Annotated in this window: 10 protein-coding genes; 4 read left to right on the forward strand and 6 right to left on the reverse strand. The window is 61.6% G+C overall.

Features of this window, described 5'->3' with window-relative positions; all coding sequences use genetic code 11:
- On the reverse strand, window positions 1-2,472 hold the full coding sequence (locus ACAX43_RS18180; RefSeq protein WP_370709807.1) for a DUF6531 domain-containing protein: 2,472 nt from the start codon (window positions 2,470-2,472) through the stop codon (window positions 1-3).
- A gap of 681 nt (window positions 2,473-3,153) precedes the next feature.
- Here ACAX43_RS18180 and ACAX43_RS18185 point away from each other — a divergent pair.
- Window positions 3,154-3,972 (forward strand): helix-turn-helix transcriptional regulator, encoded by an 819-nt coding sequence (locus tag ACAX43_RS18185; protein ID WP_370709808.1) that lies wholly within the window; start codon window positions 3,154-3,156, stop codon window positions 3,970-3,972.
- 93 nt (window positions 3,973-4,065) lie between these two features.
- Here ACAX43_RS18185 and ACAX43_RS18190 read toward each other — a convergent pair whose 3' ends face one another.
- The gene (locus ACAX43_RS18190; RefSeq protein ID WP_370709809.1) at window positions 4,066-5,007 is read right to left on the reverse strand and encodes a LysR family transcriptional regulator; all 942 of its coding nucleotides are present in this window, start codon (window positions 5,005-5,007) and stop codon (window positions 4,066-4,068) included.
- A 209-nt stretch (window positions 5,008-5,216) separates the two neighbouring features.
- Between ACAX43_RS18190 and ACAX43_RS18195 the strand changes: the two genes are divergently transcribed.
- Genes ACAX43_RS18195 through ACAX43_RS18205 form a run of 3 tightly spaced genes read left to right on the forward strand, consistent with a single transcriptional unit; the run spans window position 5,217 to window position 8,287 of the window.
- The gene (locus ACAX43_RS18195) at window positions 5,217-6,416 is read left to right on the forward strand and encodes an aromatic amino acid transaminase (RefSeq protein WP_370709810.1); all 1,200 of its coding nucleotides are present in this window, start codon (window positions 5,217-5,219) and stop codon (window positions 6,414-6,416) included.
- A gap of 54 nt (window positions 6,417-6,470) precedes the next feature.
- Window positions 6,471-7,262: a class II aldolase/adducin family protein gene (locus tag ACAX43_RS18200; protein WP_370709811.1), complete on the forward strand. Its 792-nt coding sequence runs from the start codon at window positions 6,471-6,473 to the stop codon at window positions 7,260-7,262.
- Window positions 7,263-7,303: 41 nt separating this feature from the next.
- Window positions 7,304-8,287 carry a 2-dehydropantoate 2-reductase gene (locus ACAX43_RS18205; protein ID WP_370709812.1) on the forward strand — a complete coding sequence of 328 codons (984 nt, stop codon included), beginning with the start codon at window positions 7,304-7,306 and terminating at the stop codon, window positions 8,285-8,287.
- A gap of 57 nt (window positions 8,288-8,344) precedes the next feature.
- Here ACAX43_RS18205 and ACAX43_RS18210 read toward each other — a convergent pair whose 3' ends face one another.
- From ACAX43_RS18210 to ACAX43_RS18225, 4 genes are all read right to left on the reverse strand, one after another.
- Complete coding sequence (locus ACAX43_RS18210) at window positions 8,345-8,536, reverse strand: hypothetical protein (protein WP_370709813.1); 192 nt, start codon at window positions 8,534-8,536, stop codon at window positions 8,345-8,347.
- Window positions 8,537-8,555: 19 nt separating this feature from the next.
- A complete protein-coding gene (locus ACAX43_RS18215) occupies window positions 8,556-10,274 on the reverse strand; it encodes an FAD-dependent oxidoreductase (protein WP_370709814.1) in 1,719 nt (572 codons plus the stop codon).
- Between the two features lie 224 nt (window positions 10,275-10,498).
- Complete coding sequence (locus tag ACAX43_RS18220; protein WP_370709815.1) at window positions 10,499-12,451, reverse strand: AI-2E family transporter; 1,953 nt, start codon at window positions 12,449-12,451, stop codon at window positions 10,499-10,501.
- Between the two features lie 149 nt (window positions 12,452-12,600).
- Window positions 12,601-13,881, reverse strand: a complete 1,281-nt coding sequence (locus ACAX43_RS18225) for a DUF445 domain-containing protein (RefSeq protein WP_370710027.1) — start codon at window positions 13,879-13,881, stop codon at window positions 12,601-12,603.
- Between the last annotated feature and the right edge of the window lie 242 nt (window positions 13,882-14,123).

The following is a 14,123-nucleotide window of genomic DNA, read 5'->3' on the forward strand; positions in this document are numbered from 1 at the left end:
TTATTTCCTGAATCCGATAAAGTCGCCGTTTGGGTAGAAAGATGCTGAAGGTCCGGTAGGAGGAGTATAGGTCACCCATCCATCCTTGTAACGGCCACCTATCCCTGTTGTGCGCACGCCATTTTCCAATGCGTTTCTTACTGCGTTAGATGCCAGTCCGTTTAGCTGATCTGTGGTCCTGTAAACCTGACGCAAATCCTCGGCGGAATTGAACCCAAAATACTCCGGGTGCTTGGTGGCCGCTCTGCCAGCCGCAGATACGGCTTGTCCTTCCTTGAAGGGCTTATTCGCCGCCGCCAGTAGTTCGTCTTTGCTGACCTGCGTCGCCTTGCATTGTGGGCCACCAACCCCGTTCACCCACCCCCGAATCGTGCCAGCAACCCCGAGTATCCCGAACGGATCATCGTTATCCGAGGATATAGCCCATCCATAGCCGAGAGCGGGATTGAACATGCACTCGATACAGATCGGAACCAGCCCCGCCTCCCGTGACGCGCCGAGCAAAGACTGCACCCGCACCAGTCGATTGGCCGGGGGCGAGACCGGGTTCGCGCCGCGCTCGTAATTACCCAGCCATAGATCAAGCTCGTCGTCGCTGATGGTGCTCGGAGTACCGATAGGCGTAGACCCGCCGCTGTTCTGTGCGAGCGTGCCTGCCCGGGAAACGAGTTGCCCATCGGCCGCATAGCCGTAGTTGACGGTCAAGAACCGGTAGAGGCTCCCATTCGCCGGAGTCGGGAACTCGTTATAGACAAAACGCGTTACCTGCCCGCGTGCGTCGTAAGCGGTGGCTGCTTCGCGGTTGTCGCCGGCCATGGAAGTGGGGCGGTGTGCAGCGTCCCGCTGCACGACACCCCACGACCAGCCGGATTTCTGCTCAATAGCGAATCGCAGATTGCCTGTCGCATCGTAGATATACTGCCACCGGGCAATGTTTTCTCCGTCGGCGAAATCCAGCCGGGTGTCGATCCGATTTGATCCGTCGTAGTGCACACCGATTGATTTTTTCTGCCCCGTTGCAATCGCATCGAATCCAGCTTCACCGGTTTGATCGCTGGTTCTGAATTCACTAGAGCCGGTGACGTTGCCGTTGGCGTCATACACGAATGACTGGACCTTGCCGGGCATGGCAATCGTCGAGGCACGAAGGCTGGTTGCGTCGGCATACCTGACCGAGAAAACCGCGGTGCCTCCGGAGGAGCGTACGGCTCGCTTTATAGGACGACCTGCATCGTCGTAACTGTATTCGACGGTGCCCCCACTTGCCGTCACGTCCTTCAGCAAGTTTCCCGATCCGTCATAAACGGAACTGGTCGTCGCAGACGGCGAACTGGTACCGGTCGGTCGCAGCATTCCGGCGACAGATGAAAACTTCAACTTAGTCGTGTTCTGGCCAGTGGTTACCGCAGTCGATTTGTCACCGTATGCGAACTGCACGTTGCGCGATGTGTCAGGGTGACTGACCGAACTCGCTCGTCCCTGAGCGTTATAGGCCCACGTGGCTATGCGGGTGCCTGTCTCGTCAATCTCTCCAGTGATCGCGTTTTTTAACCGCGAATCGTCATAGACGTATCGATGCACGTTACCGTCAGGCCACGTGACGGACACCAGATTGCTATTGGTGTCATAGGCGTATTGCGTCATTCCGCCCAAGGGATCGTTCAGACGTGAGAGACGGCCCTTGTCGTCATACTCAAGACGGAGCGTTATGTCCGAGTTTGCGCTGGTCCCATCGGCGTGCTGCGTGATGGTCGCAAGCTGTCCGGTGCCGCTGTAAGCCAGCGTTCTGGTGAAGCCGACTCTGTTTCTCTCGGTTTTCAGAATGCCTTGCGACGAGTACGTCTCTACTACACCTGTAGTCGTGTCTGTGAACGTCCAGTCATTCCCGCTCTGCGACAGTACCAAGCCGCTATAGGCCACTGTTTTCCAGTAGCCACCCGACCAGTTAAACGTTACTGGGTCGCCGTTTTCACGATACGCAAGCACCCTGGATGAACTACCAGCATTTGCATTGCCGAGATCGAGCTTGCGCTGCCAGTTATGAAACCAGACCGGCCCCATCGCGCTCACGTTTTTGACTGGCGGCCTGGACCGGTAGCTGCGAGTGAACAGCATCGGCGTATCGTCGCCGCTTCTGAAGTCAGTAGAGGTCAGCGAGACGGCACCGCTACCCGGAAAAACAGGATCGGCTACCGGGCAACTTTGTTCAGGTTCTTCAGCGGAGGGCGTTGCACACGATGCGGTGATTGCGTCGATGTCATTCCTGCACCCGTAACTCCCCATCCCACTGGGGGTGTTGCTTGCCACAGTGAGGACGCACTGTGAGGTCCCAGGAACCCCGCCGGATTTTGCGTATAGGTCTATGCAACTGCTTTGAGCGTTCACGCTGAAGGCGAACGCAAGCAGCACGAACGCGGTCAGCAAGCGGATTATGTTCGGCACAGGGCCGTTAAAGAAACTGCGTGGCTTCATGAGTCTCCCGGTTGTAAAGCGTCGTCATAAATTCGTAAAAATCACGACACTTCAACACCGAGAACTGGGGCAAAAATAGGAGAATTCGGAAATCCGATATCGAACTTTCGATTTGGAAAATTCGTTATGGAATGCACGCTTGGTCCTATGGCGTCAGTTGTCCGCTCCGACATAGCTCGGTGGAAGTCTGTCGGAGGAAACCATCTACAAGCCGGTCGATCATTCATTTAGTCGGCCGCAATACTCAACGGCATGCATGCAAGCTCATCGATGAGCTTGCCCGTTACGTTGCGGGCCATGCGATATGCACGCGTCGGGTCGCTGGGTTCGGAGCTAAAGTCGGAACCGGTGTGTGGGAGATTTGAGGGGGGAGATTGAAAGCGGTGACGATTTCAGCTGAGAATCTGATTGTCCTGGTCTGTGCTGCTGTATGGAGCAGAGTAGGACACATTAAAGTGTAGTCAGCCGGATTTGACTCGACAGACAGTGTCAATTTATTTCGTCATTCCCGACTTGATAGCCGTCTTTCCGGGGTGAGGAAAAGATCAAGCCCAAAGCCGCGAAGCGGTGCGCCAGAGGGGCATACGGCGAACTCCGCCGCCAAGGCAAAGCAGCAGAGGCAATGTCCTGTTGTGCTACGCTTCTCAGACCACAACCCAAGCACCGCGACCCGGCCTCATCATGCGTTCCTGGCGCATATCACCCCCGTCCCGCAGCGGACAAATCAACACTGCGCGCGTTACCGATCTCGTCATGTCGATCTCACATGCCGACCCGGACGCGCTCGCTGCAAGCATTCTGAAAACCGCCGGCGACACGCTTCCCGTTTCGCAGTGCACCATCTTCGCGTACGAATTCGACGCGAGACCGCGCACCGTCTCGGCCGCCGACCATCGCGGCGGCCGTTTTTTGCGCGATGTCGCCGACCGCTATGCCGCGTATTTCTATGCCCTCGACGGCAATCGCGCCATCATCGGCCGGCCGCGAGCGAAGCAACCCCGCGATGTACTAGTGCTGCATCAGCAGCAAAGCGTGGAGATCGAAAACGAAGCCTATCGCGCCGCCTGCTACGCACAACCCAACGTGTCAGACCGGCTATCGTTGCTCGTGCAACCAATGGAAAGCGTCTGGCTCTCGATCAATCTGTATCGCGACAGCGCCTACGGCATGTTCCAGCCTGGCGAACTGGAATACATTGAAAGCGTCGCGCATCTGTTCGCGCACGCCGCGAAAAATCATTACGCGCTCAACGGACAGCATCAGCGAGGTACGGCGGCTGCGATGCTGGCACGCGTCCGACGAGCCTGCCCGGCACTCACGCCACGCGAGCTCGACGTACTGCGCGGGACGCTCGAAGGCGCAAGCGCTGTTGAGATCGCAGAGCAAATGGGCGTGAAGCCCACCAGCGTGATCACGTATCAGAAGCGCGCTTACGCGCGGCTCGGTATCTCCAGCCAGCGCCAGTTGTTCGCGCTATGTTTGCAGGCCGAGCGGTCCTGATCCGGCGCGCCGAAGACGGAGCAATGGTTCAACTGCGGTCCAGCCTCAAGCGGCCAAAGAACGGCAAAAACGCACCTGAAATCGCGCCGAAAATCATCCACGCTTAGCTCGCGCATCGGCTTGCGTCTCACGATCCCAGCGCTTGAGCCACGGCACGATGAATTCCGCGAAACCGTCCGCGGGCGGCGACAGCGCACGTTCCTTCGAGCGATACACGCACACCTCGCGGATCGTTTCAGGATCGACGATCCGCTTCATCACCAGCCCGAAGGTTCGCGCGAGCGGCGCAACATAGGCGGGCGCGAGCGTCACGGCAAGCCCCTGGGAGGCCAGGCCGAACGCCGTGGTGACGTTGTCCACCACGTCCACCGGAATGATGCGTGCCTCCACCGGCAAATTGGCCAGCATCTGCGCGACCGCGCGCTCGTGATCGCGTCCGGTGGCGACAATCGGCACGTCGCGCACATGCTGCCACAGCACCCGGCGCCGCGCGCTCAGCGGGTGCGTCGGCGCGCACCACATCACCCACGGGCTCGCGAAGGCCGGATCGCAACGCACCCGCGTGCCGCTTTGACGGTCGGGGCCGATGGCCAGATCCACGTCGCCGCTTTCCACGCGCTCCACCAGTTGTTCGACGACGGTGTCGCAAATGCGCACGACCACCTTCGGTTTGTCGCGCGCATATTCGGCGATGGCCGCGGGCAGCGCGGTCGCCGCAAGCACCAGCGGTGCGCCGACTCGCACGATGCCGGCGGCGCGATTGCGGATGTCGTCGGCGGATTGGGCGGCGGCGCGCACATAGCGCAGCACCGACTCAGCCGATGACAGAAAATCTTGCCCCGCGCTAGACAGATTGACGCGCCGCGTCGTACGGTCGAAGAGACGAAAGCCCAGTTCCGTTTCCAGTTCGGCCAGTAACTGACTGACTGCCGACGAGGTCAGCCCGAGCCGTTCCGCCGCAGCGCCGATGCTGTGCAAATCGACGATGGCGAGAAACGCTTCGAACTGACGAATGGTGACCCGTGTAAGTGGCATCAGGCGATTCTAAAGAAAAACTTACTAATCGTGAAAAATCGATTGATTGTATGCGACGAGCCGTTGGTGGACACTCATCCTGAATCTTGAACGACGCGAGCCTCGAAACTCGCTTAGACTTTTTTCCCCAAGCGGTTATGCCCGGGCTGCAACCCGATCGCAACCCGGCCACATGCAGCCCCTCGTAGGGGCCCACTCAAGGAATTGCCATGTTCGACCACATTCCCGCCTATCCCGGCGACCCCATTCTGAGCCTGAACGAGGACTTTCAAGTCGATCCGCGGCCCAACAAGGTCAACCTGAGCATCGGCATCTATTTCGACGACTCTGGCAAGCTGCCGGTGATGGATGCCGTGCGGCGCGCCGAAACCGCGCTGCTCGAGTCGATCGGCCCGCGCTCGTACCTGCCGATGGCAGGGCTGCCGCTCTACCGCGACGCGGCTCAGGCTCTGGTATTCGGCGCGACCAACGAAGCGCGCGCCGCAGGCCGGATCGCGACCTTGCAGACCATCGGCGGCTCGGGCGCCCTCAAAGTCGGCGCGGATTTTCTGAAGCGCTATTTTCCGGGCTCGCAGATCTGGATCAGCGATCCAAGCTGGGAAAACCATCGTGTGGTGTTCGAGGGCGCGGGACTCACGGTGAACACGTATCCGTACTACGACGAAAATACCGGCGGCTTGCGTTTCGCTGACATGATCGAGGCGCTCGGCCGTTTGCCGGAACAGAGCATCGTGCTGCTGCACGCGTGCTGCCACAATCCGACCGGCGTCGATCTGAGCCCGGCGCAATGGACGGAACTGGTGCCGGTATTGCAGCGCCGCAAACTGATCGCGTTCGTCGACATGGCCTATCAAGGTTTCGGCGCGGGCCTCGAAGAGGACGCCGCATGCGTGCGCCTGCTAGCGGATGCGGGCGTGCCGTTGATTGCCGCCAATTCTTTCTCGAAGAATTTCTCGCTGTACGGCGAGCGCTGTGGCGCGTTGAGTGTGGTCTGCAAGAGCGCGGAAGAGGCGGCCCGCGTGCTCGGTCAATTGATGTCGACGGTGCGCGCGAACTACAGCAACCCGCCGACGCATGGCGCACGCGTTGTGGCCAATGTGCTGTCCGATGCTTCGTTGCGTGCTTCGTGGGAGGCCGAACTTGCCATCATGCGCGAGCGGATTCTGGCGATGCGCGGCACGATCCACGACGGCCTCGCAGGCCGCGTCGATGAAGTGATGCGAGCGCGTTACGTCGCGCAGCGCGGCATGTTCACGTACACGGGCTTGACCGAAGCCCAGGTCGAGCGCTTGCGCAGCGAATACGCGGTGTACGTGCTGCGTTCGGGACGCATGTGCGTTGCCGGCTTGAATGCGCGCAACGCTGGCTATGTGGCGTCGTCGATAGCGGCGGTGGTGGCGAGCGCATAACGGCTGTTACCCGCCATAGCCGAACGACAACCAACGACAACAACGGAGACCCTGATGACCCAGCTTGAAACGCACCCGGCGAGCCCGCCGTCGTCCGCCGGAATGCATCCCGATGAATGGCACGCGCGCGTGCAACTGGCCGCGTGCTATCGCATCTTCGACATGCTCGGCTGGACCGAGATGATCTATAACCACATCACGTTGCGCGTGCCGGCGAGCGTCACTGGCGGCGAGCGCCACTTCCTGATCAATCCATTCGGCTTGCACTATAGCGAAGTGACGGCAAGCAATCTCGTGAAGATCGACGCGCAAGGACGCGTGCTCGACAACTCGCGGTATCCTGTGAATCCCGCCGGCTTCGTCGTGCATGCGGCGATTCACGAAGGCTTGCCCGACGCACACTGCGTGATGCACACGCACACCACGGCCGGCGTCGCGGTGGCCTGCCTCGAAGACGGTTTGCAGCAAACCAATTTCTATAGCGCCCAGTTGCACGACCGCATCGCGTATCACGACTTTGAGGGCATCACGGTGCATGCGGAAGAAGGGCCGCGCCTGCTTGAACATATCGGCAATAAACAGGCGGTGATCTTGCGCAATCACGGCCTGCTTGCGTGGGGCCACACCTTGCCGCAGACTTTCGCTGTTCTGTGGACGCTCAATCGCGCGTGCGAAATCCAGATGGCGACGTTCTCGATGGGCCGCGCACGACCGGTGCCGGAAGAGGTTGCGATCCGCTGCTCACGCGATGCGTTGCAGTTCGACCCGCGTCACGGTGCGGGACAGGATGTATTCGATGCGTTGGTGCGGCGGGTGGATCGCATCGACGCCAGCTACCAGGATTAAACGCGAAGTTTGACCCGCGGATTAACGCAAGGATTGAGGCGATGAAAGTAGGCATCTACGGTGCAGGCGCGATCGGCGGCTGGATGGGTGTAAAGCTCGCACAAGCCGGCCACGACGTGAGCGTGGTAGCGCGGGGCGAGACGCTCGCCGCGTTGCAGCAGCACGGCTTGCGTCTGATCGAAGGCGGCGTGACGCACGCCGTGAACGTGAAGGCGAGCGCACAGCCGGCGGATCTCGGCGTGCAGGATCTCGTCGTGGTGGCAGTCAAAGGTCCGTCGATGGCGTCGGTGGCCGCGCATATCGCGCCGCTGCTGAACCCGCAGACGATTGTGCTGACCGCGATGAACGGCGTGCCGTGGTGGTTCTGCGACGGGCTCGGCCGCGATTTCGCCGGCAAACGGCTAAAGTCCATCGATCCCGAAGGCGCGATCGCCGCCGCGATTCCCACCGCGCAGACGGTGGGTTGCGTGGTGCATGCCAGTTGCCTGGTCGAATCGCCGGGCGTGATCAGGCATCATCAGGGCAATGGGTTGATCGTCGGCGAGGCGTCGGGGCAGTCGAGCAAACGCGTTCAAGCGCTGACCGCCACGCTGGCCGCAGCGGGCTTCAACGCGTCGATGTCCGAGCAGATTCAGCGCGACGTCTGGTACAAACTGTGGGGCAACATGACGATGAATCCGATCAGCGCCATCACGGGCGCGACCACTGACCGGATTCTCAGCGACGAACTGGCGCGCAACTTCGTCACGAGCATCATGCTGGAAGCCAAGGAGATCGGCGCGCGTTTCGGTATTCCGATCGACCAGGCACCGGCGGATCGCCACGAGGTCACGCTCAAACTCGGCGCGATGAAAACCTCGATGCTGCAGGATGTGCAGGCGGGCAAGGCGGTCGAACTTGATGCGCTGGTCGCCGCGGTGCGTGAACTGGGGCAATTGACTGAGGTGCCGACGCCGTACACGGACGCGTTGCTCGGCCTCGCGCGCTTGCATGCGAGCACTTTGGGGTTGTATCCACGGCAGTGAAGGTTGCTAGGAAAAACCGCCTCGCGTTATAAACGGGGCGTTTTTTCGCCTTGCGCCTTACGCAGTTGCTGCAGGCGAGGACGGCACCCTGGCCGCCTCGATCAACGACAAAGCCCGCTGCGTGTCGCCGAGTTCCGTCATGCAAAGCAACGCAAGACGGGCCAGATATAAGGGCGCTTGCGCTTCGCCTTCGGTGGTCAGGGTCTTGCAGAGCGTCGTGTAGACGAGGTCGAGATCGCTATCGGTCATGATTGGGGTTCCCCTTGCGTTAGATCGTCAGACTGGCCGTCACGGCGCTTTGCGTCGCCGTCGCGCTGCCGTTGCGCCAGCGGGCCAGCACATGGCCGTCGGGGCGGATCAGATAGACCGTGCCGGCAGTGGCGTCGAGCATCTCGTGCAAGCGGCCCGTAGGATCGCATGCATGCGGGCCGGTGGCGAGCGGCGTGTCGGCCGTCGTCAGCGTGACCGCTTTGAAAGGGATGCTTTGCTCGCCCAGCGTACGTTGCACTTGCTGCCACGCGTCGTCTTGCGCTGCGTCCGCGCCGAAACGCAGCGCCGTGAAGCACACCCCAAGCAGATCGGTGAGATGGATATCGACCGCAACGCCGTCGCAAATGCGTTTAAGGCGGCATTCCGGCAATACGGTGCCAGGCCCCGGGCCTCTGGCGAACATGCCCGCTGCGTCTGCCGCGACCTGATTGAGCGGCGATTGAACATACGCAATCGCATGCGTCTGCCGTGGGTTGATCAGCGGCCGCACGGCGGCGTGGCGCTCTGCAAGTCCGAGCACTGCACGGCGCATCAGGTCGAACGCGAACGAGGGCGGCGCCATGAATTCAGTGCTCTTCATTCCGTAGCTCAGGTTTTCACGAGCCGCGAAAACGCGCTCGTCGCTGTAGGTGTCGAGCAGACGCGGCGACGCAATGCCGTTGACCACGCAACCGAGTTTCCAGCCGAGATTATCGGCGTCGTCGATGCCGGAATTCGCGCCGCGCACGCCGAAAATCGGCACGAGATGCGCGGCGTCGCCGGCGAATAGCACCGAGCCGTGACGGTAGCGCTCGAGTGTCAATGCGTTGGCTTTGTAGACGGTGATCCAGATCGGCGACCATTCGCCCGTTTCGCCCATCGCGTCGAGCACGCTTTGCACGCGCGGCATCACGTTTTCAGGCTGAACCGCGGCCTCGGGGTCTTCGTCGTCGCGAAGCTGGTAGTCGATGCGCCAGACGTTGTCGGGTTGCTTGTGCACCAGCACCGTCGAGCCGGGGTTGGACGGCGGATCGAAATAGGCGAGACGCTCGGTGGCGCGCGCGCTCTTCAGTTCGATATCGACGATCACGTAGCGGCCTTCGTACGTGGTGCCGGTGAGTTTGAGGCCGAGTGCCTCGCGAATCGTGCTGCGGCCGCCGTCGCACGCGATTACCCAGTCGGCGTGCATTTGCCATGGAGTGTCGCCGGTGCGCAGATCGAGCGTGGCGGCGGCTGCACCGTCTTCAGCATGTTGCTCGATTCCTGTTACGCGGGTTTGCCAGTGGATGTCGATCAGATCGGCGTGCTGTTCCACTTCGTCGAGCAGCAATTGCTCGATCTGGTATTGCGCGATGTTGATCATCGGCGGCAGCGATTGCTCGTCGTCGTGATGCATCGCGAAGCGGAACACTTCAGCGTCGCGGTAGAAGCTGCGGCCGCCTGCCCACGGCAAGCCTTTCTGCAGAAAGCCGTCCACTACGCCCAATCGTTTGAAAATCTCCAGGCTGCGTCGTGAAATGCAGATTGCGCGGCTGCCGGTGCACACGCCGTCGTCGGCTTCGATCAGCACCGAGCGCACGCCTTGACGAGCCAGCGCGAGCGCCAGCGTCATGCCCACCGGACCGCCGCCGACAATCGCCACGGCGCGCCGCACGGGGTCGCAGCCGTCGACCAGCGGCGGCACGGTGCCTGCGTACTGACGAGGCGTGAATGGATAGGGTTTGAAGCTGCGGCCCATGCGTGTCTCCTCGAACTTCAATACAGGTGGATTGCCCGCCGGGGCCTGGATGCTTGTCGGAGGCGGTGCGAATCGATACGCGAAGTATGAAGGAGGGCTGCGCGTGGCTGTCCTCATTTTGGGTACGGGGGCGCAAATCGGTGGGCCACAAATGGATAGGCCGCGGGTCGCTCACGCACCCCACGGCCTTTCTCATTCGATCACGCAGGACGGCTAAGACTAGCTCAATCCGCCCCACCCACATGCGGAGGATGGCGCGTGTGATGCAGGCTCGCCGCCACCTGGCATTCCTCGATCATCGCGCGGAACGTCGGGCTCGCGTGCGACGCGCCCGTCGCACCCATTTCCGGTCCGCCTTCCGGCGCTCCGCCGACGCCGACCACCACCGTCGCCCTGGGCCGCCATTCCCGCGTGCGCCGCAGCATATTGCGCAGATAGGGCGGCGACTCGGGCGCGTCGAGCGAGACGATGCAGATGATCGGTGCGTCCTTGAAGCTCGGTTCGTCGGCACGCGCGCTGCGATAACCCGAGTGCGTCGCCATCATCGGCGCGAGCCCCTGGTGCCCCAGCAATTGCACGGCGATCGCGGTCGTGACCTCGTCGAACGCGCCGCGCCCAGGCACGCACAGCACCGAGGTCTTTTCGCTTTCGTGGCGCAACGGCGGGCGGGCCGAAATGTGACCGTCGTGGCGCTCCGAAAGATCGGCTGAAGCCGAAGCCAATAGCGCCTCGGCCGCCTCGGCCGATTCGGTGGGTGAGAGGCGGTCAGGGAGCCCCTCGGCGATTTCCAGGTTTTCGACGATATCGACCAGCGCATCGTTGACCCGCGCCAACTGGTCGGGCATCAACACGCCGCGCATCGCATCGTTGCGCGCGAGTTTGAGCGCCTCCAGCGCGACCTTGTCGTAGTAATCGATCAGCGACATCTCGCGCAGCAGGCGCTCGGCCTGCACGATGGCTTCATGCGGATCGTCGGCCAGCAGCCGCTGATAGAAGTTCTGCGCGGGCGTGAGCGCCGGCTGATCGCCCAGCAACACCGTGAGGAAGTTCAGACGGTCGGCGTAACGGCCCATCGTGACGACGCACAGCGTGAGCGGCGTGGATAGCACGAGGCCGATCGGCCCCCACAGCCAGCTCCAGAAAATCGCCGCTACTACGACCGCGAGCGGCGATAGCCCCGAGCGATGGCCGTATAGCAGCGGCTCGGCGATCTGCCCCGCGACCACGTCGACGACGATGAACAGGATCAGCGTATAGACCGCCATGGTCCATTGCGGCTGGATGGCGGCGGCGAGAAACACGGCGAGGATCGCGGCGATCCAGATGCCGATGTACGGCACGAAGCGCAGCAAGGCGGCGATCACGCCGAACAGCAGCGCCCCCGGCACGCCGATGATCGCAAGGCCAATGGCGATGATGCCGCCCGCGCTGAGGTTCACGCCCAGTTGTGCGACGAAATAGCGGCTCAGGCGCACGGCGGCGTCGTTGATCGCGGTGGTGGTGCGGTGCAGATCGCGTGAACCGAAAAGACTGATCAAACGGTCGCGCAGATCTTCGCGTTGCAGCAAGATGAAGATCGTGACGACCAGCACGATGAAGGTGGTCTCGATTGGCGCGATCGCCGGCGACAGCGCGCGTTGAGCGAGTTGTAAAGGCGTGGGCGAAGGCTCATGGACTTCGACGGGCTGCGGTACGGCAGGTGCATTGCGCGCCGCGCGACCGGTGGGGCGCGGTGGAGTCGGTTTGGTCGGCGCGACGCGTTGCAGCGCGGCGGCGGCGCGGCTCATCAGCGAATCGGCCCGGCCGACGGTTTTCTCCTGCACGGTCTCGATCTTTTGCTCGATGGCGAATTGATACTGCGGCAGATCGCCCGCCAGTTGCACCAGTTGCGCGCCGATCAGCGCGCCCACGGCGAGCAACGTGGAGAGGGCGAACAGCACGGCGATGAATATCGACGGCAACTGACCCATGTGCAGCCGACGCAACGCCTGCACCAGCGGTGCGAGCAGAAAGCTGAGCAGCACCGAGAGCGTAATCGGGATCAACACCGCGCGGCCGAAGTACAGCGCGCACACCACCGCCACGCCGGTGATGACCGAAGCCAAACCATGCAGACTGGGCGTGCCTGGCGGGTATACGCGGTTCGGCCGCCCATGCGGCGGTAACGATATTTTCATGAACACACTTCTCGATGTTGTGGCGCTGTTGCTTTTATGGAGGGCGCGCGCGGATGAAACGTCGTCGATCAGGCAAAGCGCCGAAGCAATTCATATGCCTGGATTGTAGGCGTTTTGATGGACGCCGGTTTTATCGTTGGCTCGATTTCTCATCCCATGTGCAAACGCAACAGCTCGAACAGCTGCGAACTCGCATACAGCAGCAAGCCAATAAAGCCGCCGACAATTGTTCCGTTGATGCGGATGTACTGCAAATCCTTACCAATGTTCAGCTCGATTTGCCGGGACATTTCGCGCGAATCCCAGTTCTTCACTGTATCGCTGATGTGACGCGTGAGGAACTGGGCGAAATCCGGCGCCATGGCGCGCGCGGCTTCTTCGAGGTGGTCGTTCAGCGATTGACGCAGTGCGGGATCGTGCGCCAGTTCGCGGCCCACCCATTGGCCCATCGCCACCACTCTCGCATGCAAGGCCGAATCGCTACTGTGCAGATCGCGCTTGAGCCATGCGCGCAATTCGCCCCACATGTCCTTCACATACGTGCCGAGTGCTTCGCCTTCCACCAGATAACGTTTGAGTTCCTCGCCTTTTTGCAGGAACGCCGGATCGGTCTTGAGTTTGACGATCAGCTTCTGCGCGGCGTCGTCGAATTTCTGACGAAGCTGATGCGTGGGGTTCTCGCTGATCTGCTCAAGCATCCGGTTGACCGCGTTGGCGATTGCTTCGGCGCCTTTCTCGCCGAGCCACGCCGACGGCAGGATCATCTCCATCTTCGGATATTCGCTCTTCACCCAATCGACGATGCGTTCAGCGATAAACTCGCGCGCCTGCGGTTCGTGCAACAGTGCCACCACCTGTTCGATGCCGGCGTCGAGCAATTCCTGATGCCGGCCGTCTTTGGTGAGCGTATCGAGAATCGCGCCCATGGATTGCGACAGATCGACTTTGGCCAGCACGTCGCGCAGCGCGTCCTTGATGAAGACCTGGATGCGCACGTCGTCGGTCAGTTCGAGAATGCCGCCCGTCAGTTTAACGACGTAGTCGCCCAGACGCGCGGTGTTGGCCGGCGTGGTCAGCCAACCGGTGATGCTGTGCGCCGGGTCGTGTTTCTGGATCAGGCCGACCAGCGACGGTACGTCCAGAAACTTGTCCTGCACGAATACCGCCAGATTGTCGGCGATCTTGTGCTTGTTCCTTGGAATGATCGCGGTGTGCGTGGAGACGATCGGGATCGGCACGCGGCGAAACAATGCGACCACCGCGAACCAGTCGGCGAGCGCGCCGACCATCGCGGCCTCGGCCACCGCTTTGATGCCGTCCACCCAGATGCCGCGCGGCATGAAGGCCGTCACGACGAAAACGCAGGCGGCGGCCGCCAACAGCAGCAAGGGGGTGCGCTTGGCTTTCTTGAGTTCGATCTCTTTGTTCATCGGCGGCAGGGCAGCGGGGTTCAATTCGAGTTTAATGTTGCGGCGCGATTGATGCGCGCGTCCAGAAACGCGAGTGTAGCGCCGCTGTTCGGGCAGTGCGGCACTTGCTTTGGACATTCTTTGTCCCGCTGGCGCGGTAACATCTGCGGTTAGACTGCGAAGCGATGCGTGGGCCGGCGGCGCGGGCGAGCGTTAAAAGAACGTCGAGTGGGCGCTGAATGAGCGCTGAATGACGATGCAAT

Origin of the sequence: Paraburkholderia sp. IW21 (assembly GCF_041321145.1) — a bacterium.
Taxonomy (GTDB): domain Bacteria; phylum Pseudomonadota; class Gammaproteobacteria; order Burkholderiales; family Burkholderiaceae; genus Paraburkholderia.

What these genes read in the sequence shown, in the direction of transcription:
- ACAX43_RS18180 (WP_370709807.1), bottom strand. Translation starts at nt 2,472, where the DNA reads ATGAAGCCACGCAGTTTCTTTAACGGCCCTGTGCCGAACATAATCCGC.
- ACAX43_RS18185 (WP_370709808.1), top strand. Translation starts at nt 3,154, where the DNA reads ATGCGTTCCTGGCGCATATCACCCCCGTCCCGCAGCGGACAAATCAAC.
- ACAX43_RS18190 (WP_370709809.1), bottom strand. Translation starts at nt 5,007, where the DNA reads ATGCCACTTACACGGGTCACCATTCGTCAGTTCGAAGCGTTTCTCGCC.
- ACAX43_RS18195 (WP_370709810.1), top strand. Translation starts at nt 5,217, where the DNA reads ATGTTCGACCACATTCCCGCCTATCCCGGCGACCCCATTCTGAGCCTG.
- ACAX43_RS18200 (WP_370709811.1), top strand. Translation starts at nt 6,471, where the DNA reads ATGACCCAGCTTGAAACGCACCCGGCGAGCCCGCCGTCGTCCGCCGGA.
- ACAX43_RS18205 (WP_370709812.1), top strand. Translation starts at nt 7,304, where the DNA reads ATGAAAGTAGGCATCTACGGTGCAGGCGCGATCGGCGGCTGGATGGGT.
- ACAX43_RS18210 (WP_370709813.1), bottom strand. Translation starts at nt 8,536, where the DNA reads ATGACCGATAGCGATCTCGACCTCGTCTACACGACGCTCTGCAAGACC.
- ACAX43_RS18215 (WP_370709814.1), bottom strand. Translation starts at nt 10,274, where the DNA reads ATGGGCCGCAGCTTCAAACCCTATCCATTCACGCCTCGTCAGTACGCA.
- ACAX43_RS18220 (WP_370709815.1), bottom strand. Translation starts at nt 12,451, where the DNA reads ATGAAAATATCGTTACCGCCGCATGGGCGGCCGAACCGCGTATACCCG.
- ACAX43_RS18225 (WP_370710027.1), bottom strand. Translation starts at nt 13,881, where the DNA reads ATGAACAAAGAGATCGAACTCAAGAAAGCCAAGCGCACCCCCTTGCTG.